The 18,540-nt window shown below is 49.8% G+C and carries 11 protein-coding genes and 1 tRNA gene; 5 read left to right on the top strand and 7 right to left on the bottom strand.

What is annotated here, in order from left to right:
* Window positions 1-23 precede the first annotated feature (23 nt).
* From K0B01_09825 to K0B01_09835, 3 genes are all read right to left on the bottom strand, one after another.
* Window positions 24-677 (bottom strand): HD-GYP domain-containing protein, encoded by a 654-nt coding sequence (locus tag K0B01_09825; protein MBW6486433.1) that lies wholly within the window; start codon window positions 675-677, stop codon window positions 24-26.
* Window positions 678-797: 120 nt separating this feature from the next.
* Window positions 798-1,121, bottom strand: coding sequence for a transporter substrate-binding domain-containing protein (locus tag K0B01_09830; GenBank protein ID MBW6486434.1), 324 nt, complete (start codon window positions 1,119-1,121; stop codon window positions 798-800).
* 490 nt (window positions 1,122-1,611) lie between these two features.
* Window positions 1,612-1,699: transfer RNA gene (locus tag K0B01_09835), tRNA-Leu, on the bottom strand.
* Between the two features lie 123 nt (window positions 1,700-1,822).
* Between K0B01_09835 and K0B01_09840 the strand changes: the two genes are divergently transcribed.
* Window positions 1,823-3,142, top strand: a complete 1,320-nt coding sequence (locus K0B01_09840; protein MBW6486435.1) for an amidohydrolase — start codon at window positions 1,823-1,825, stop codon at window positions 3,140-3,142.
* Window positions 3,143-3,173: 31 nt separating this feature from the next.
* Here K0B01_09840 and K0B01_09845 read toward each other — a convergent pair whose 3' ends face one another.
* Window positions 3,174-5,876, bottom strand: coding sequence for a glycogen/starch synthase (locus tag K0B01_09845; GenBank protein MBW6486436.1), 2,703 nt, complete (start codon window positions 5,874-5,876; stop codon window positions 3,174-3,176).
* Window positions 5,877-6,067: 191 nt separating this feature from the next.
* Here K0B01_09845 and K0B01_09850 point away from each other — a divergent pair, with 191 nt between their 5' ends.
* Window positions 6,068-6,886: a class I SAM-dependent methyltransferase gene (locus tag K0B01_09850; GenBank protein ID MBW6486437.1), complete on the top strand. Its 819-nt coding sequence runs from the start codon at window positions 6,068-6,070 to the stop codon at window positions 6,884-6,886.
* Here the strand turns inward: K0B01_09850 and K0B01_09855 are convergent.
* The gene (locus tag K0B01_09855) at window positions 6,883-9,735 is read right to left on the bottom strand and encodes a PAS domain S-box protein (protein ID MBW6486438.1); all 2,853 of its coding nucleotides are present in this window, start codon (window positions 9,733-9,735) and stop codon (window positions 6,883-6,885) included. The genes K0B01_09850 and K0B01_09855 overlap by 4 nt on opposite strands.
* Before the next feature lie 21 nt (window positions 9,736-9,756).
* Window positions 9,757-11,859 (bottom strand): PilZ domain-containing protein, encoded by a 2,103-nt coding sequence (locus K0B01_09860; GenBank protein ID MBW6486439.1) that lies wholly within the window; start codon window positions 11,857-11,859, stop codon window positions 9,757-9,759.
* A 429-nt stretch (window positions 11,860-12,288) separates the two neighbouring features.
* On the opposite strand from K0B01_09860, the gene hrpA reads away from it, so the two are divergent.
* The 3 genes from hrpA to K0B01_09875 are packed head-to-tail and all read left to right on the top strand — an operon-like array spanning window position 12,289 to window position 17,524.
* Complete coding sequence (gene hrpA, locus K0B01_09865) at window positions 12,289-16,098, top strand: ATP-dependent RNA helicase HrpA (protein MBW6486440.1); 3,810 nt, start codon at window positions 12,289-12,291, stop codon at window positions 16,096-16,098.
* Between the two features lie 56 nt (window positions 16,099-16,154).
* The gene (locus K0B01_09870; protein ID MBW6486441.1) at window positions 16,155-17,198 is read left to right on the top strand and encodes a hypothetical protein; all 1,044 of its coding nucleotides are present in this window, start codon (window positions 16,155-16,157) and stop codon (window positions 17,196-17,198) included.
* A 32-nt stretch (window positions 17,199-17,230) separates the two neighbouring features.
* A complete protein-coding gene (locus tag K0B01_09875; protein ID MBW6486442.1) occupies window positions 17,231-17,524 on the top strand; it encodes an antibiotic biosynthesis monooxygenase in 294 nt (97 codons plus the stop codon).
* Window positions 17,525-17,567: 43 nt separating this feature from the next.
* Here the strand turns inward: K0B01_09875 and K0B01_09880 are convergent, their stop codons facing one another.
* The gene (locus K0B01_09880; GenBank protein ID MBW6486443.1) at window positions 17,568-18,506 is read right to left on the bottom strand and encodes a dihydroorotate dehydrogenase; all 939 of its coding nucleotides are present in this window, start codon (window positions 18,504-18,506) and stop codon (window positions 17,568-17,570) included.
* Window positions 18,507-18,540: the final 34 nt, after the last annotated feature.

Genomic DNA, 18,540 nt, shown 5'->3' on the forward strand with positions numbered 1-18,540 from the left:
AATTGCAAAACTCTCACATTCTGTCATTCCCGCAATGATTTTAAGCGGGAATCTGGTTCTAACTGCTTGAAAAACCGTATTCCCGATAGAAGCATTCGGGAATGACAAATAGTTTTGCAATTGGCTCCTTTTACCCGAAATAATCTGAGACAAGCATCTGCGACGGCATTGTCGTAAAATATTCCCCTGTTATTCTCGATCTCCGCCAAAGCTGCATCGATGCCCAAGGCGGGACGATAGGGCCTATGTGAGGCCATGGCTTCCACTACGTCGGCAACAGAAAGAATACGGGCCTCGATGAGTATTTCCTCTCCTTTCAGCTTTCCCGGATAGCCGGAGCCGTCCATCCGCTCATGGTGCTGGAGGACAATCTCCGCCAGCGGCCAGGGAGATTCCACGTCTTTCAACAGCTCGAATCCTCTTTGGGCATGTTCCTTAATCATGGCAAATTCGATGTCTGTAAGTTTTGTCGGCTTGGACAATATCTCGGCAGGTATGGATATCTTCCCAATATCATGAATGGAACCGGCCATGCGGATGCCTTGAATTTTCTCTTCGGGTAATCCCATTTCCGTGGCGATGGCACGGGCCAGATCCGCAGACCGAATCTGGTGGCCCGCCGTATAGGGATCTCTTGCTTCCACGGCCGACACCATGACCTGTATGGTCGTATTCACTGCTTCCTGAGACTTTCGAGGGTAATTTCGAGATGTTTCTCTGCTTTTTTGCGCTCGGTAATGTCGCTGATAAAATTTAACGTTGCCGGATTCTTCCATAAAGAAAATCATATCGATCACCTAGGCATTTCCTTCGGTCATCGTCTTTTGGGCCTTATCCCAGTCCATCCCCCGCAGGTCTGCTTTGCTTCCCGTTTTTTCTTCCCAGAGACGCCATTCATCCACCAGAATGCCCTGAAGATGACCTTTCTCATCGCGAAAAATAAAAGGCGGATAATTGTCATCCGAGACGACCGTAATTTCTTTCAGCGAGGTGGTATTCGCAGCCATGCCGGCGATGGCCGGAAAATAAAAAATAAGAAACAGGAGTGCAAAAAGGAGGTAATGAGCGGCCTGTGTTTTTTGACTTTTATAAGAGGGATTGTGTTTCTTGACAATGGACATCGCTGATGCATCTCGATCATTGAATGAATGGTTTCGTCATCCGAACGGTTGGCGCCCTGTCAGATGCCCTTTCCGGAACCGATCAAAAACTGCAATTAAGTTTGTGCTCCGTTTGCTGCTTGGTTTCCCGGCAGTACCACAAGATTTCATGTTTAATCAAGCCCCTTCAAGTTTAAAACCTCGTTTTTTGGCTGGAGTTTATTTTGGAGTCACCCCGCTTTCATCACACACTTAAACAGACTTTTATCAGTGAATCAGAATCCTTATCGATTCTCCTCCCATGAACTGGGCCAGTTTATGGATTGTCGTAGATATGCCTAAACGATATTGCTGCTTGTGTACAGAAACTTATGACGTGACTTTCGGAATTATCCTTCAAAATCTCCGCCGTCTAGGCCAAAGACTGATTAACGTTCAAATGGCAAACACCACGCAGAGCAAAAAAACAAAGGGATTAACAGATTCAATCTCTGCAAATCCCTGATTTTTTTGGTGCCTAGGGAGGGGGTCGAACCCTCACAGCGACAAGCGCCGAGGGATTTTAAGTCCCTTGCGTCTACCAGTTCCGCCACCCAGGCAATAACTTGAAGGGTGTTGTCTATATTCTTTCTTGAAAATGGTGTCAAGAATTTCATTCTCAATGCATTTTGATTGATTTTTCCGCTTGCCTGTGCCAAAGGCAGCGGCGGGAGGCGCTTTTTATGACAATCGTTGATACAATTATTCTGGGAGGACGGGTTCTCCCGATGGACGATATGAACACCGTTCTGACCGAGGGAGCGGTTGCGATAGAGGGCGAAAATATCGTCGCCGTTGCCTCGGTTGCGGAGATAAAAAGCCGTTTTACGGGACATTTGGAGATTGACGCCCGGGATTCGCTGATCATGCCGGGGCTGATAAACTCTCACACCCACGCCGCCATGACCTGCTTCCGCGGAATCGCCGACGACATGGAGTTGATGGAATGGTTGAACCGCTACATCTTCCCGGCGGAGGCGAGAAATGTTGATCCGGAGCTGGCCTATCGGGGAAGCATGCTGGCCTGTGCGGAAATGATCCGTTCCGGGACGACAACATTTTGCGATATGTACATATTCGAGGATGAGACGGCCCGTGCAGCCAAGGAAGCGGGCGTGCGCTGTCTGGTCGGAGAGGTTCTTTTCGATTTTCCTTCGCCGAATTTTCAGACGCCGGCAGAAGGGTTGTCATACACGCGGAAATTACTTGAGAAATGGGCAGGCGATTCACTGGTGCAGATCGTTGTCGAACCGCACGCACTTTACACCTGCTCCCCTTCCCTGCTCAAGGATGCCAAGGCGCTGGCCGATGAATTCAGAGCGCCTTATGCAACGCATCTGCTTGAAAATAAAATGGAAGCTAATCAACTCCAGGAGAAATTCGGCAAACCGGCAATGAAATTTCTCGAAGAGATCGGTTTTCTGAGCGAGCGTTTTACCGCCTTTCACTGTGTGGCAATGACCGACGAAGATATCCGGATTTTTGCAGATCATGGTTGCCGGGCGGTGCATAATCCGGAAAGCAACATGAAGCTGGCCTCCGGCATCGCCCCTGTATCGGCGATGCGGAAACAGGGAATCCCTGTTGGCCTGGGTACTGACGGCTGCGCAAGCAACAACGATCTGAATATGTTCGGGGAAATGGATACAGCGGCAAAGCTGGCCAAGGTCGCCTCTCTTGATCCAACCGCTCTGCCGGCGCTCGACGTGATAAGAATGGCAACCTGCGAAGGCGCCCGCGCCCTGGGTTTGGAGCATGAAACCGGCTCGCTGGAGGTCGGTAAAAAGGCTGACATCATTATAATCGGGCTCAAAGAGCCTCACCTTACCCCGCTCTACAATGAATATTCACAGATCGTCTATGCGGCGGCAGGCGCCGATGTGGATACGGTATTCATTAACGGCAAGATGGTCATGCAGAATAGAAAATTGCTGACAATCGACGAGAAGGAGGCGATGGAGCGGGTAAGAGAAATCGCGGTACGGGTCAGAAAAAGTCTGTAAACCGTAGGACCCGTCAGGTTTTCCATCACCGCTAAACGAGCGGACGCCCGCCGTTGAGCTTTTCGTAAATGGCTATATATTCGGCGATCATGTGTCCGAGGCTGTAGCGCTCCCGCGCATATCGCATAATTGTCACGATATGCCGCCTGCGCACTTCCGCTGGATGCCGGTGAAATGCGACGCATTTTTCCAGACCGTGCCACAATCCGCCGGCATCATAATCATGGAAAAGAAAGCCGTTGCCGAAATCAAACGAAGTTCCGTCTTCCTGAAGCCGCAATTCATGTATTTTGTCATGGTAGCCCCCGGTGTCGCGGTTAGTGGCTGTCGCTCCGAAGATGTTTCCAACCTGGTCAATCTGTCCACACGGCTCATACAACGACGCCCCGAATACATCATGTGCGGCGGCATAACCCAGAAGGGACAAGGCCTCATCAAAGGGTTGATAAGCGATCCGTCCTCCGGAAGCGCAGGCAATTCCCCCTAAAATATCCACATGCGTCCGATCGGCGCCGATTCCGTCGCCAACAAAGGCAAATTGCACATCTTGATGCGTTTCGGCAAATTTCTGAACAATCTGTTCGATAAGCTCCACCCCTTTTTGAAAGGCATCCAGGCGGGAAGGCCAGTAAAGGAGGATCGCCTCCGGGTCAACTCTCAATCCCATTCTCCGTTGGAATTCGAGCATATTTTCCCGTTTGGCCTCTATTACATCGTCGTCAGGGCCATATTTTCGGACCAGCGCTTCGCAATGTTCGGGATACATAAGCGAGGAAGGGGCATTGATGATAGAACGTACGACGCCATGCCGGAACTTCTCCTTAACCTCGTTGCGGACGCTTTGCGGCACCAGCTCCCTGTCTAAAAAATAATCCTCCACGACCTCCTGCAAAAACCGCTCGCCCACGAAATTGATCATCGTCGCGTTTTTTATTGCCGTTGCCTGGGCGTCTATACAGGCCTTTCCGTCCTTCTCGGAGCGGTACATCAGGTCACCGATGCGATCCATATCGATTCCCTCAAAAAGATCAAATGGAATGAGCGAAGTAAAGATGTTATGCACAGTGTGCAGAACGGGCAGGCCGGTTGCTTTGGCATAGGCAACTATTGCGCCTCCCGCCATCCAGTCGTGCGTGTGGAGGAGCAGGCGGTTGCCGCTCTGGGCGCGTACGGTTTTTATTATGTTCTTTACCGTTTCCTTCTGGAATTCTGCCGCCGTGGCAATCGGATCGCCGGAATAGGCGCTCAGGTTATCGGCAAAGAGCGAGGAACTGATCAAGTGGATATTTTCCGGATCAATTCGATAGCGCGCCTCCCGCCATTGAACCTCGCTCATCTGTAATTCGCGCTGAAATCTCTTTTTGAGATTCAGGATGGCAAGGTGAACCTCCAAACCCCGTTCGGTAAGCCCTTCGCACAAGGCGGAAACAACCTCGCCCTGGCCGCCGCTTTTCCCGGAGATGAAACGGGCGAGGTTTCCCATATCCTCCGGCAGTCTGCCAGTTTCCGGAGAGATAATCAGTATTGCAGTTTTTTCCCGTTTCTTGATCACATCAAAGCGCTTTACGGCAACCTCAAGTTTATCGATCTTCCTGGTGAGAATATGGGTGGGCTGAGCTATCGAACCGCCGTAAGGGTTGAAGTAGGCATGGACGGCATGGTCCTCCCCTACCCGCTCATGCAGAAAATAAACGTGATCCGAGGTTGTCAAATGCCGCCAACGCTTGAGAAGATCTCCCCCCGCTCTTTTGGCGTGATTCTCCAGCCTTTCAATATCCTTAAAGAGTTCATACTGAGTCGGGTTTCCGAGCCAGCCGAAGGTGTCGCGGCCGGCATCCGCCCAAGAGGAGGTGGAAAGTCCGTGGATGTCGACAATCGGACAGGAAACATCATGAAATTTAACAGCAATTTCGGTAGGAGTCGCGGGCACGATATTGGAATAATCCTTGAGCGCCTCAGGCAGACCCTTCCAGAAATCAAAAATCCCGGACTCCTCCCAGATATGCTCGCCAATATGTTCAAAATCATATCCGAGCAGCACCACTTCGCCGTCAATCAGGGACAGGTATCGCGCGTACTGAGCAGGGGTGAGCGGATTGTGAGGAAACCGGAAGGCAATATCGTCGCTCAATTCCCGATTGCGCGGAATAACGATCATATTGGTATTTTGAGCGCGGAAAACCGTATTGGGAGAGATCACTTCACCATCGCTTCGGTACATGTCATCGCGCTTTTCGCACAGCATCGCCTTGTAGCCCATCTCGGCCACGACCCCGGCGATGTCGTTGTTGTACATGAGTTCGGTATTGCGAAACGAGGTCGGAAAAATACCGAAGACCCTTTTTATCATCTCCCGGTGCAGCAGGATCTGCGCCAGAAACTCCTTTTTTTTCGGGTCTTCGAACAGACTGGTCAGTGAGTGGTAATAGGTCTCATCGAGTATTTCCACCTGGCTTCCGCTGGCGCCCGCATCCCTTAATTCCTGAAGCGCGCCGACCACATCCGGACGGTACTGTTCGGCCTGCTCAAGGAAGGTTCCCGACAACCCCAGGGCGATCTTGAACGAGGGATTTTCTTTAATAAGCTGCACGAACATCCGTACGGCGGGAAGATAGCACTTGTCGGCTACCTTGATGAATACCTCCCGGTTCTTCTCCTCCCAGAGGAATTTATCGCCGTCGGGATGGAGACGAAAAGGCTGGTGAAGCTGAAAATAAAAAGCGACAAGCGGCATGTCAAGCCTCCCCGAGAATTATGACGATTGAATAGAGGACTGTTTAGACTTATAGAAGAATCTCCGGTTAAAATCAACAGATAAGAAACATGAATCCCGGCATGTTTACTGTTGTCTCCAGCAAGCTTGTTGTGTTATGGGGGCCGTGCCAATTTCATCTGAATTGTTCAGGCGAAAATCAAGGAGAAATTATGCAGACAAAAAGCGATTATCTGATGGAAAACAGTGAAGAGGCCCTGCGCCTCAGTCAGAAAACTGATCCGGACGCGGTGCGCAAACAGGCCGCCTGGTGCGGCATCAAGGCCGGTCTGCGGGTACTCGATTTTGGCTGCGGGCCGGGAGTGACAACGGATATTTTCCGCGAAATGGTCCAGCCGGGAGGAAGTGTTGTCGGCGTGGATATTTCCGAGGAGCGCATTGCCGGCGCCATCAGCAGTTATGGTGGAAAGTCGGGAATCGCTTTTGTCCTCCGCGACCTCAGACAACCTATACGGGATATCGGTACATTTGATATAATTTGGGTACGCTTCGTACTTGAATATTTTCGCAAAGAAAGCAAAGCGATCGTTGAAAATTTAAAATCTCTGCTTAACCCAGGCGGATGGCTTTGCCTGCTCGATCTCGATTGCAACTGTCTCAATCATTACGAACTTCCCGAGCCGATGCAAGACATTTTACCCAAACTGATGGCGCTGCTCGATGAAAAATACAATTTCGACACCTTCTCCGGGCGAAAGCTCTATTCTTATCTTTTTGACGGGCAATATGAAAACTTACAGGTGGAATTGATGGCACATCACCTCATTTACGGTAAGGCCAAGGAAACGGATGTATTCAACTGGACAAAAAAGATTGAAGTCACCGCGGATCGTCTGCAACCCCTTTTCAGGGCTTATCCGGGCGGAATTGAACAATTTAAAGATGATTTCAGAAGATTTTTTGTCGATCCCCGGCGTTTTACCTATACTTCGCTTATCATGTGCAAAGGGATGAAACCCTACAGAAATTAAACTCGAACATCAAGCAATTCTCTGATTTTTTGATTCAGTTCATCGATTCTGTATGGCTTGCGAATAAACGCAGTTGCTCCTGAATCCATAATTTCTTTCTTTTTTTTGTCCTCAATAAACCCGCTTGCCATGATCACCTTCATATCCGGATATGTTTTCAGCACCTCCTGGAGGCACTTGCCTCCCCCCATTCCGGGCATCATCACATCCATAATAATCAGCTCTATTTCCCCTCGTTTCTCCAGCAGCACATCCAGCGCTTCTTCCCCGGAGGAAGCGGTAAGAATGTCGTACCCGGCAAGGGAAAGGAGTTCCTGTCCTGTTTCAAGCAGGGAAGTCTCATCATCAACGAGGAGAATTGTCTCTCCTCCCCCCATCTTCTCGCTAGAAAGATGATTGTCTTCTTTTTCATCAGGCGCAACGGCAGCTTCAATGACTGGCAGATAAAATTCAAAAGTCGTCCCCTTGCCTGTTTCACTGTGACAGAAGATATAGCCGCCGTGGTTTTTGATGACTCCGTAAACAACGGCGAGCCCAATCCCCGTTCCTTTGCCTACCGCCTTGGTGGTATAAAAGGGTTCAAAAATGTGTTCGAGCACATTTGGTTCGATCCCGGAACCGGTGTCAGAAACACGCGAAACGACATAACTTCCGGGGATCACCCTTACCGAAGAAGATTCAAAAGGTTTTTTCAGATCAACATTTGCCGTTTCGATTTTCAGCGTTCCGCCCCCGGGCATGGCATCTTTCGCGTTTACCGCAAGATTGAGGATTACCTGTCCGATCTGCCCCGCATCGCCATTGACAGTCCGCAGGTTGTCGGCAAGATCGTAGTCTATATTGATATTCTTTGGAAAAGTGCCAAACAGAAGTTCTGCACTATTTTTGATCTCCCTGTTCAAATCGAGAGGACGCAAACTGATTTCGATCTTTCTGCCGAAAATCATCATCTGCCTGACAAGATCGGCGCCCCGGCCTGTTAATTCATGAATGCTGCGCAGATACTTCCAATCCGCGTCAGTTTCCTGCTTCCCGCGCTTCAAAATTTCGGCGTAAGAACCGATAGCCTGCAATATGTTGTTAAAATCATGGGCAATTCCCCCGGTAAGCTTGCCGATGGCATTCATTTTCGAGGTATGGCGGAGCTGCTCCTCAAGGCGGCGCTGTTCGGTGACATCCTTAAGAGTGCCGGTTATTCCCGTAATTTCTCCTGTTACATTAATGTTGGACGCGGCACTGATCGTGAACAACCGCTCCTCGCCGCCCCTTGTCAAGAGCTTTCCGTTAAAATATTTTATGGTTTCATGGCCATGGATGATGTTTTTAAAAAGTTCAGTAAAGATGCCGACATCCTCTTTGCGGATAATGTCGGCAAACGGCTTTCCTACAATATCCTCCGGGGAATAGCGCAGGCTTTCCTTCACCGCCGGGTTGACGTAGGTAATCACAGCTCTGTTGTCAACCGTATAGATGATATCCGGGGAGTTTTCACTCAGGGCGCGGAAACGTTCCTCGCTTTCCTTGAGTTTGCGGTGACTCCTGGCGTTATTGAGACTGATCGCTATTTGCGTTGCGACCCCCATCAGCATGTTGACACCGCTTTGTCCGAGCGGCCGGCTTGACTTGTAATTGTCAACCGCGAGAACCCCCTCCGAAATGCCCTCATAGACGATGGGAACGCAGATAAACGAACTTGCGCCCAGTTTTTCGGCAAATTCAATTCCCCGCGGGGAGAAGTTATGTTTGATGTCATTTATGTCGCTGACAAGGATAGGGGTTTGTTTGACGAAGGAGGCTACGAACGGCCCCCGGGAATCGGGGTTGTTGAGATGGAAGTTCGTATTGCGCATAACGTCAGTCAGTTCAGGCGCGTATCCGTATCCGGTCGCATAGACGAGATTCGTCCTGGCTGAGTCGGCAAGCATGATCATGCCCCGGTCGAAGTTTAGTCTTTTTCCCAGGGTTTCTCCAATCACTTCGAGTAGCCTGTCGATATCGAGGGTGTTTGATACAGCTTGACCAATCTCCTGAACGAGCAAGGAATTTTCATAACTCTCCGTTATCTGGTCGAGAAATCGGTTGGCGGTGTCCCCCTGGCGTTCTATTTTTTCATAGAGCTCCCTTTTTTCAGTGATCTGGCTGTAATAGGATAAACCAACCAGAATTCCGGCGAGGATGACGGCGCATTCGGCAAATTGCAGCGGGGAGTAGAGAAAACCGCAGACGATAGCGAGCGCTATCGCAGGAATGGCCAGATAATTCCTGGCCCGCCTCAGTTTAAGATAAGCGGGCTCCTCCCAGCTTATTGTATAAACACAACTGTTTCCTCCTTTGTGGACGCAGACGGGATGCTCTACCAAAGGCAGTTTCCCGGTGAACAGCTTGGCAATAGCCTCAAAACTGCCGACCCTGTTATCGCATTGGTAGAGTTTGTCTTTCACGCCGTTCAAAATTTTTACTACTATCTCCACCTTGTTGCGACCTGTTTTTTCCACTGCGTAAGAAGTTGCCCTGTTCATGTAAGCGGCAACCTTGGGGACTCTCAGATAGGCTTGCGTCGGGGTAATGAACCCGAGCAGAAACTGCCGGATTATACCAAAAGACTGGGAGGTCGACATGTACCTCCCCGCCTTCCTGAACAGCGAGGGGTCGTTGGCCTGCAGCATTAGGGCGTCATGAAAGGAATCCACCTGCCTCTGTGTCAGCCAGTGGCCTTCATCCTCGAGTTCATAGGACTCAATTCCGGAATCGGAGATCAGCTTCTGGATATCAACCTCTGGTCGGAATTTAATTAGATATTCGAGATAAGTGTAAATAATCCTACTGTTATAAAGCCGTGGTTCACCCATACCGACCATACTTTCCCTTCATTACAGCCTTATTCTGAATTTACGACCAAGATATTCGATAAATTCGTTCCCATATTGCATATCAAGTATCCACAAGACGTACTCTTTAGTATGCAAGCCTAAATTGTTTTTATAAGCGTATTCTGCCGGATAAATCATCAACGATAGGGCTTCATCAGGTTTAATATTTCTGATTTGTGATACAGCGGCAAAAATTATTTTGGGGTTAACATTTTCGTCCGCAACAAAAATTTTTAGTCCATTCAAGAGATTCGACAAGTTTAATCCCATATCCGATTTTTCGTCAATGATAAAAGCTTTGGGGGCGTTTATATGGTACAAAATATACATTTTCCATCCGCGCGTAAACCCGGATACCGAAAAAGTTTCCTCAAGAGATGGAGATTCTGTGGTTTTTAGACGTTTAACGATGGAGGGAAACAGACCGCCTGAATTATTCCGGTTAAACTGCTGAAAATCGAAAGAATCACAATCATCGCATTCTTTCAGAAACCAGTCAGAGGGAAGTTCCCAAAGAGTTTTCCCAACCGGGTATGTCATGTAAGCAAACCGGTTAACAGAGCAATGCCGGAAATTGCCGTGATAATCGGCAAACCCGCCGAATATTTTCTCGGGAAATTTGTTGCCTGGACGAAAATACGTCATGACAAAGTCCATATTTGCCGACGGCAAATGGCTAACATCATTCAAATAATATATCATCTGTTTCAACACTGCCAGACCTATCGGTCTTCCTCCCATCGGCCGAGCGGCCAAGTGGTGAATCATCCAGGTCCTTTCGTATGCCCTCAGCATGGATATATGTCCGTAAATATGTCCGTTTTTCTGGTAGGTAAAATAACTGGCGATATCCGGAGTCTCTTCATAAAGCCTTTTGTAGATATCCTTAAACTCATCCTTAAAGGTTTGAATTAATGTATATTTTTGAGGGTAAATAAAATCGGTATCGAAAAAGAATTCCCATAGTTCATCCAAGCTTACCTTATTCAACATGCCTTCGTCAGCGCTATTGGCGTTATTCAAAATCTGAAAAAGCTTTCTATAGTTTGTCAGATCCATATCAAGAATGGCTATTCCGAAACGAACGCCATCGCTTTCAGTGCTGCGATAGATAACCTGAACCTTGCAGCGTATATCCAGAATGCCGGCATAAGAAATTGACATTTGGGGAATGATCATGCCTGTAAACAGGACAATCTCCGAAGATTGGTCGAATAGGGAAAAACCGGATGTGGATACATCGAAAATTGGATGTTGGATTGTTTTCTTTGTAAAGGGATGCTCAAAAATCGCATGAAGGGGCGGGGAACCTTGCCTTCGGGGAGTTCGCAGGGCTTTCGGGCTGAATCTCTGGATCATGTTATCAATGATTGAGAAAACTATTTCCCTGTCTGCACCCTCCTGTTTTTCGTATAGTGACTTACAATTGCCTGAATAAAAAATGTCTTTCCCTTCGTACAAACGGATCTGCGACGGAACCGTGCTGTTGAACCAACGAAACGAAGAAGGAGGGGCAGCACAGACACGGACGCGAAATGCATTGGGGGTAAAATCTATCAATGAACCGGAAGCTTGGAAACCGTTTTGCCACAAATCTGCCTTGACGCCCTTACTTATGAAACGTGGATACAGCCTGTCGCTTATGAGAAAACTGGCCTCGGGCAATGCTATTGATAGCCCCTGCTCCAGAGCCTCAACTCTTTCAACTGGGACAAGAATAACTGACTGGTCATAAGAAACAACAAGATAGCTAAATTTATACTGGTCGAAATTAGATAAAGTCAAAGTATTCTGACTCCACCTGAATACCAAAATCTCCCCTAAACAAGCTTCCGAAAACAGTTTGACAAGGATTTCATCCTGGAAAGATGGATGGCTAATCATCAGATTAAGATGTTCACCCTTGAAATGTTTGTAGTTGAGAATATTAGTGAGCTTTTTCTGATCGATTTTTACCGCTGTTGATATAGCTTTTAGCAGCTCATTGTGTTTGAATAACCATGGTTGCAACTCTTCTTTTTCGCCAATATTGCCATCCACGTTATCTTTTTTAATGTCAGTCATCATCTTCTCACTATTGTGATGCTTGTTGATTTTCCGCATATAGAAACTCGTTAGATCGTTTCGGGTTTATAAAGGGTGTCCCGATCCTTTGCAAGTGAAAATTTGCTTTATCCATGAGCGGACAACCTTGCCATCTGCAAGGGGAATGAAACCGCGCTGGGCGAAAGGTTGCTTTAAACATAAATCGGCTTTGAGTTTCTTGTCAGAAACAGGTATGAGATCGTTGCGAAAAGGATCAACCGATAAAAGGAATGAGGTAATTGCAAAACTCCGTGTCATGCCCGAGTGCTTTTGTCGGGCATCCATGATTTCAAATGGTTAAAAAATTGATTCCCGCCCAGAAGCGTTGCGGGAATGACAGCGTTGGGAGTTTTGCAATTGGCTCGGAATGGAATGATTTTGCAAACAGACAGAGAATCAACCCGGTCAAAAGAACACCGAAGACCGTTTGCGGCCCGCCGCGTTGTTATGCCGCGGCTCTTATACCCGCTGGAGCTGCCGATCCTGGAGCGGAAGGATGAGATTATCGCCGCTCTCAAAAAAAATCCGGCGATTGTGGTAACTGGGGAAACCGGTTCCGGCAAGACAACCCAGATACCCAAATTCTGCATCGAAGCGGGCCGGGGGCGAACCGGCATGATCGCCTGCACGCAGCCGCGGCGCATTGCCGCGATTGCCGTTGCCCGGAGAATCGCCGAGGAGATGGGAGAAGAGGTTGGCCGTTCGGTTGGCTACAAGATACGCTTCGACGATCGCACCTCCCCTGGCGCCGCAATCAAGATAATGACCGATGGCGTCCTGCTGATGGAGACGCATAGGGATCCGCTGCTCCGAAGATATGACACGATCATCGTCGATGAGGCGCATGAAAGAAGCCTCAACATCGACTTTGTGCTCGGCATTTTAAAAAATATCCTGATGAAACGGGATGACCTGCGCGTCATCATCACCTCGGCGACGATCGACACCGAAAAGTTCTCCGAGGCGTTTGACAAGGCGCCGATCATCGAAGTTTCCGGAAGGGTGTACCCGGTACAGGTACGCTACTCGCCCCCAGACCGCGATTCCGAAGAGCAGGGCGAGGGAAATTACATCGAGGGTGCGGTGCAGGCGGTTGATGATCTGGTGCAGAAAAAGGAACGGGGCGATATCCTTATTTTCATGCCGACAGAACAGGATATCCGGGAAACCTGTGAACTGCTGCAGGGACATCTGGGCGAAGATGCCGTTATCCTGCCGCTTTTTTCCCGACTCAGCCGCGTGGAACAGCAACGGGTCTTTCAGCAGACAATCCAAAGACGAATCGTTGTTGCGACGAACGTTGCGGAAACATCCCTCACCATTCCCGGCATCCGGTTTGTCATCGATACCGGGCTCGCCAGGATCTCCACCTATAACCCTCGCTCCCGCACCGCGGGGCTTCCCGTCCGGTCGATTTCCAAAAGCAGCGCCGATCAGCGCCAAGGCCGCTGCGGACGGGTCGCAAGTGGCGTCTGCATCCGTCTTTACTCGGAAGAGGAGTACCTGGCCAAGCCCCTTTATACCCCCCCCGAAATCCTCCGCGCGAATCTCGCCGGGGTTATTCTCCGGATGCTCGCCCTGGGGCTCGGAGACATCAGCGCCTTTCCTTTTATCGACAAGCCCGCCCCGAAGAGCATCAAGGACGGATTGGAGACGCTCCAGGAACTCAAGGCGGTGGAGCATTTGATGGGGCCGCAGGGCAATGGGGAGCCCTGGCATTTAACAAAAATGGGGAAAATCATGGCCAGTTTGCCGATCGATCCCCGTATCGCCAGGATCATTATCGAGGCGAAAAAAGAGAATTGCCTCCGGGAGGTCATTGTAATCGCCGCCGCCCTGACCATTCAGGACCCGCGGGAAAGACCGCTGGAAAAGGAAAAGGATGCCGATCGGGCCCATGCCCCGTACAAGGACCCTGCCTCGGATTTCATTTCGCTCTTGAAGATATATGATCATGTTTACGACGCCGCCGATGGCGGAAAGTCACAAAACCGGCTCCGCAAATTATGCCGCGACAACTTCCTCTCCTGGCGCCGCATTCGGGAATGGCGAGATATTTACACTCAGCTCACGACCATCCTTACGGAAAACAAATTTCTCACTCCCTTGGAAACGGGCGAAGGGATAGGAAAAATATCCCCCGACAAAAAAACCGGCTCCCCCAAAAACCGCCTCGCATCTGAAAATCGCAGCGGCGCTGCTGCTTACATGGCCATTCACCGCTCGATACTTAGCGGTTTTCTTGGACATATCGCCTTTAAAAAGGAAAAAAACCTCTACACGGCAACTCAGGGAAGGCAGGCGATGCTCTTCCCCGGCTCCGGTCTTTTCAACCATGGCGGAAACTGGATAGTTGCAGCAGAATTAATCGAAACATCAAGACTTTTTGCCAGAATCGTTGCCAATATAGACAGTGCGTGGATTGAAGAGTTGGCCGGAGACCTCTGCCGCCATACATATTTTGCCCCGCATTGGGAGAAGAAGCGCGGCGAGGTTGTAGCTACACAGCAGGTTACCCTTTTCGGCCTGACAATCGTCGCCGGCAGACCGGTTTCTTACGGAAAAATCGATCCTGCAGAGGCATCCCGAATATTCATCCGCGGCGCTCTTGTTGAGGGAGAGGTAAATTCTCCCCTCCCCTTCCTGATCCGCAACCAGGCGTTGATCAAGAAAATATCCGACATGGAAGAAAAAATCCGCCGTCACGACCTGCTCGTCGGCGAGGAGGAAATTGCCCGCTTTTATGAAGATCGCCTGCCGGGGATTTTCGATATCAGAACGCTCCAGCGGCTGGTGCGCGACCGTGGGGATGACTCCTTCCTGCTGATGAAGGAGGAAGACCTGCTGGTCAAGGAACCGGATTCCCACGAAATCGGGCTCTATCCCGATTCAGTTTCCGCAGCGGGCTGGAAACTTGAGTGCAACTATCGTTTTGCCCCCGGGAAACCCGAGGACGGCATAACTCTGAAAATTCCGGTGCAATCCGTCTCTTCCTTGCCGGCAGCCGCTCTTGACTGGGGGGTGCCCGGCCTTCTACAGGAAAAAATTGCCGCCCTGCTGCGCGCGCTGCCAAAGGAATACCGCAAAAAACTCATGCCGTTGACTAATACGGCAGGCATAGTTTTACGAGAGATACCCCGCGAGGGTCGCCTGCTTTCAACCCTTAGCCGCTTTCTCCATGACCGGTTCGGGGTGGATGTCCCCGCCTCATGCTGGCAGCTTGCCAACGTCGAAGAAAGGCTCAACCTACGGTTTTCCGTCGTCGATGCCAAGGGTCGGGAAGTCGCGGCAGGCAGAGACCTCTCTCTCTTTGAAAGACAGTATGACGATTCTGAAGGTGATAGGGCTTTAGCCAGGGCACGCGCGGTCTGGGAAAAAACGGGACTGATTACATGGGATTTCGGGGATATTCCGGAAAATATTGTCATCGAGGAACAAGGCGGCAAACCATTCGTCCTCTACCCTGCCCTGGAGGCTGAAGGCGATGCGGCTTCACTGCGCCTCTTCAATAGTGCCCGGGAGGCAAATGCCCTTCACCTTTCGGGTGTTGAAGCACTTTTTACCCTGCATTTTCCGAAGGAGCTGCGCGCCCTGCACAAGTCCCTCTCCCCCGGCGGAGAGCTTAAAATGCCCGCTGCCGCCTTCGGAGGGACGAAAAGTCTGGAAAACGCCCTCTATGAAAAGGTGCTGAATGATCTTTTTGCAGTTGACATCCGCACAGAGCGAGCTTTCTATTCGCATGCGCAAAAAGTCCAACCCCTTATTCTGCCAAAGGGGGAGGAGATAATCAAGCTTGCTGCACCCGTCATAAAGGCGCTCTACGAGGCTGCTGAAAAATTTCGCAAGCTGGAAGCCGCCAATGGCTCCAACCGCCCTTTTCTCAATTTTCTTGCTGGTTTGCGCAATGAACTTAATCGCCTTGTCCCCACCGACTTTCTGATCAAATACGATGAAAAGCGGCTTGTACAGATCGTCCGTTATCTCCGTGCGCTGATTATTCGTGCGGAAAAGGGCGCTGTTCATCTGGAAAAGGCCCTCAGCCGAGGGGGTGAAATACGGACGCTGGAGGATATTTCAAGGGAGCTATCGGCTATGCCGCAATCCTCTGCAGAAGAAAAGCTCACCGCCCTCGAAGAACTCCGCTGGATGATCGAAGAATACAAAGTATCGGTTTTTGCGCAGGAATTAAAAACACCATTCCCCATCTCCCGAAAACGTCTGGATGCCCGAATCGAAGAAATACGGAGAATGGTTTGACAAGCGCCAACTTTGCGGTTAGAAGCATCAATATGAAAAAATAGGAGAAGTTGCTTATGAAGAGCGCCCTGCCGTTTTCCGGCAATCTTATGACAACGGGAATGGGAATCCTCCCGCATAAATATCTTGACGACGCCCTGGAACTTGTGATGAGCCTTGACATCCCCTTCTGGCCGCAACTACCGAAGATTAATTATTACGAGGACATGTATGTTCAGGCCACGGAAAAATTCCCGGGCATTATCGTAGAGCAGGAAGCCGCAAAAATTTATTTCAATACGGAAAAGTTTTATCTTGAGCTTGAGGATGTGCTGAACAATTTTGAAAACGAGAGTTTCTTCCGTATTACTCCTCAATATTCGGCAACTTATCACCGCTTTCTCGCAGCGGATTTGTCATCTTACAAGGCGATTCGCGGGCAAATAGAAGGCCCGGTCAGCGTCGGCCTGGCGATTCTCGATGAAAACAGACAATCCATTATTTACAATGATGAGGTCCGCTCCCTGCTCTTCGATTTCATGGCGCGCAAGGCGAACTGCCAGCTTCACGAACTGAAGGAAAAGAACCCCAATGCCTTTCTTTTCATCGATGAACCGGGGCTACAGTACATCTTCAGCGCGATGTCGGGCTATTCGAATGACCACGCCAAAGAGGACATGAATGGATTTTTTGCGCAGATCGAACACCCCCGCGGGGTGCACCTCTGCGGCAACCCTGATTGGGATTTTCTTCTTAACCTTGATATCGATATCCTCTCCTTCAACTCCTACAATTTAGGTGAGATATTTGTAAAATACCGTGCTGGGATAAAGAGATTTCTCGATTCCGGGAAAATGTTGGGATGGGGAATTGTGCCGGCCAACCGTGAAGAGTTCGATATCGAAACGGAGGAAGGTCTCTTCCATCGGATCGAAAAACTATGGGCTGAGCTTCAGAAATCGGGGTTCGACTTGGAACAGATCCTTTCCCAGAGCATTCTGATGCCGGCGACCTGCTCCCTGATCAATCCCGACGGGGCAAAAACAGTTGATAAATCTTACAGTTCTTTAAGGAAGCTCTCCGGTCTGCTCCGGGAAAAGTATCTTGGAGAGCATAAATGAGCAGGATGCTCGCTTAAAAAAAGGAGATAAAAATGGTTACGTTGATCGCAAAGATGAAAATAAAAGAGGGAAAAATGGATGAGGCCGCTGAATTATTCAAGGAGCTCGTAAAAAAGGTTCGAGAAGAAAAGGGAACGGTAAGCTACGCCGTCTGCCGCAACGCTGCAGAACCGGATACCCTCACCATTTCCGAGCGATACCAGGACATGGAAGCAATCCAGGCACACTCATCTTCGTCTTATTTCAAGGAGTTTTCCCGAACGATAGCCCCGTTTCTGGACGGAAAGCCCGCGATATCACTGCTCGAAGAGATTGCATCCATATAGGAAACAACCATTGCAAAAGACAGGGGAAACGCCCTGTTCCCTGTCAAGTACGCAGAGAACCAATAACTTCGCTGATATCCTCGATATTATGCCGAACAAGATAGTCCTCGAGGCCGTTTAATACATCCATCGTCGCCAGGGGGTTGATAAAATTGGCCGTGCCGATTTGAACTGCCTGCGCCCCCGCGATCAGGAATTCCAGGGCATCAGAGGCGGTCATAATTCCGCCGATGCCGATTACCGGAATCTTGACGGCGCGAACAACCTGCCAAACCATCCGTAAAGCCACCGGCTTCAGAGCCGGTCCGGAGAGGCCGCCGGTGATATTTGCCAGATGAGGACGTCTGGATTCAATATCCACAGACATCCCCGTCAGGGTGTTGATCAGCGAAAGCGCGTCTGCGCCTGCATTTTCGACGGCCAGGGCGATTTGCGTTATATCGGTCACGTTCGGCGTCAGTTTGACAATGACGGGAAGGTCTGTTTCCGCTGCCACCGCTTTTGTCACCGAGGCGGCCACAGCGGGGTCCGTTCCAAAAGCCACCCCCCCTTTTTTGACGTTCGGACACGAAATGTTGACCTCGATTGCATGCACGCCCTCAGCCTGCGCCAGAATTGCTGAAATTTTCTGATATTCTTCGATGGTTTCGCCAAAGATGTTGGCAATCACCTTGACATCAAATTGCCTCAAAAAGTGAAGTTTTTCCGAGATAAACGCCTCGACGCCGACATTCTGCAAGCCGATCGCGTTGAGCATCCCGGACGGGGTTTCGATTATCCGGGGAGGCGGGTTTCCCGCTCTCGGGCGCAGGGAAAGCCCCTTTACCACAACCGCTCCCAGTCGGCTCAGATCAAAAAAAGGTGAATATTCCTCACCGTATCCAAATGTTCCCGAAGCGGTCATGACCGGGTTCTTCAAGAAGAGCCTGCCGATATTCACTCCCATTTTTACCCGCCTACTGTCGATTGTATTGTCCGTCATCAGTCAAGTTTCCGCGATTAATTTCCTGGCGTTA

The organism is Syntrophobacterales bacterium, assembly GCA_019429105.1.
In the GTDB taxonomy this organism is placed as follows: Bacteria; Desulfobacterota; Syntrophia; order Syntrophales; family UBA5619; genus DYTH01.

What these genes read in the sequence shown, in the direction of transcription:
- K0B01_09830 (MBW6486434.1), bottom strand. Translation starts at nt 1,121, where the DNA reads ATGTCCATTGTCAAGAAACACAATCCCTCTTATAAAAGTCAAAAAACA.
- K0B01_09840 (MBW6486435.1), top strand. Translation starts at nt 1,823, where the DNA reads ATGACAATCGTTGATACAATTATTCTGGGAGGACGGGTTCTCCCGATG.
- K0B01_09845 (MBW6486436.1), bottom strand. Translation starts at nt 5,876, where the DNA reads ATGCCGCTTGTCGCTTTTTATTTTCAGCTTCACCAGCCTTTTCGTCTC.
- K0B01_09850 (MBW6486437.1), top strand. Translation starts at nt 6,068, where the DNA reads ATGCAGACAAAAAGCGATTATCTGATGGAAAACAGTGAAGAGGCCCTG.
- K0B01_09855 (MBW6486438.1), bottom strand. Translation starts at nt 9,735, where the DNA reads ATGGGTGAACCACGGCTTTATAACAGTAGGATTATTTACACTTATCTC.
- K0B01_09860 (MBW6486439.1), bottom strand. Translation starts at nt 11,859, where the DNA reads ATGCGGAAAATCAACAAGCATCACAATAGTGAGAAGATGATGACTGAC.
- hrpA (MBW6486440.1), top strand. Translation starts at nt 12,289, where the DNA reads ATGCCGCGGCTCTTATACCCGCTGGAGCTGCCGATCCTGGAGCGGAAG.
- K0B01_09870 (MBW6486441.1), top strand. Translation starts at nt 16,155, where the DNA reads ATGAAGAGCGCCCTGCCGTTTTCCGGCAATCTTATGACAACGGGAATG.
- K0B01_09875 (MBW6486442.1), top strand. Translation starts at nt 17,231, where the DNA reads ATGGTTACGTTGATCGCAAAGATGAAAATAAAAGAGGGAAAAATGGAT.
- K0B01_09880 (MBW6486443.1), bottom strand. Translation starts at nt 18,506, where the DNA reads ATGACGGACAATACAATCGACAGTAGGCGGGTAAAAATGGGAGTGAAT.